The organism is Micromonospora sp. SL1-18 (assembly GCF_047921505.1).
In the GTDB taxonomy this organism is placed as follows: Bacteria; Actinomycetota; Actinomycetes; order Mycobacteriales; family Micromonosporaceae; genus Micromonospora.
Genome location: NZ_JBLROA010000206.1, coordinates 1 through 538 on the forward strand (window position 1 = coordinate 1; position 538 = coordinate 538).

Sequence of the window (538 nt, forward strand, 5' to 3'; positions counted from 1 at the left end):
CCTGGGTGAGCAGCGAGAACGTGTAGGTCGTGCTCGTGGGCGGGGTGAGCGTACCGGTCCACCGCACCGAGAAGTTGTTGGCGTTGACGCCCTTGCCCGGGGAGCCGCCCCACGAGAAGTCGATGTTGGGGTCGACCCGCCTGAGTACGGGGTTTCCAGCCAGGTTGACGTTGTTGTAGTAGCTGGCCTCGAGGCCGTTCCCTTCGCCGGAGGGCGGCGTCAGGTACTGCGACGAGACGGGCGGCAACTCACCACTACCGTTCGGCTGCCCGGCCGGGTGGTTGATCGTCACGCTCTTTCCGACCCGGTCCGTGATCCCCTGGAGCGGGCTGACGACATAGGGAGCCCTGACCGATGAGCTGCCGCCCCCGCCGGTGTAGACATTCTCGGCGGCATTGTTGCCGAGCACCGCGACCGAGCCGATCTTCGTAGCGTCGAGCGGAAGGACGCCGGCCGAGTTCTTCAACAGCACGGTGCCTTGTGCAGCGACGCTACGGGCGAGCGCCGCATGCTCCGGGGTGGTCACGACACTGTTCCT

The 538-nt window shown here is 66.5% G+C and carries 1 protein-coding gene; it reads right to left on the minus strand.

The genetic code is table 11. The features are described from left to right. Positions 1–526 (minus strand): PA14 domain-containing protein (locus ACNAW0_RS30585; protein ID WP_416291514.1); only part of this gene is annotated, 526 nt, incomplete at its 3' end. Between the last annotated feature and the right edge of the window lie 12 nt (positions 527–538).